The organism is Streptomyces sp. DH12 (assembly GCF_020873895.1).
Taxonomy (GTDB): domain Bacteria; phylum Actinomycetota; class Actinomycetes; order Streptomycetales; family Streptomycetaceae; genus Streptomyces.
This window is the reverse complement of the sequence record NZ_JAHWGT010001045.1, coordinates 1-455: the sequence shown is the minus strand read 5'-3', so window position 1 is coordinate 455 and position 455 is coordinate 1. Positions and strand designations below refer to the sequence as shown.

The 455-nt window shown below is 81.1% G+C and carries 1 pseudogene; it reads left to right on the top strand.

Annotated elements, in window-relative coordinates:
* A pseudogene (locus LPA54_RS38420) lies at positions 1-455 on the top strand (hypothetical protein); the annotation flags it as partial.

Sequence of the window (455 nt, the reverse complement as noted above, 5' to 3'; positions counted from 1 at the left end):
GACCGCGCCGCAGCGCCAGGACGCCGAGGGGGACGCGCGGCCGCCCGAGGACGCCGGGGCCGCGGTGGGGCCCGGTTCGCCGCTCGTACCGCTGATCGAGATCCCCGGGGAGGACCCGGCGGGCTCGTTGCTGCTGCCGCCCGGCGCCGATCCCGGAAGCGTCGCCGGAGTGCCGGTGGAGCCGCCGGACCCGGGCGGGGTGGAGGTCACCGACGGGTCCGCGCCGTCCGACGAGCCTGACGACCCCGAGGAGCCCGCCGAGCCCGGTGCGGGCGAGCCGTCCACGCCTCCCGACGGCGGTGACTCCGAGGCGCCGCCGCCCGGCACCGGCGAGCCTTCCGGGCCCGGTACGGACAACCCGCCCGAGCCGCCCGGAACACCGCAGCCCACGCCCGAGGCGCCGTCCGAGAACCCCGGCGCCTCCCCGCCCGACGACCCGCCGGCCGCCGGGACCC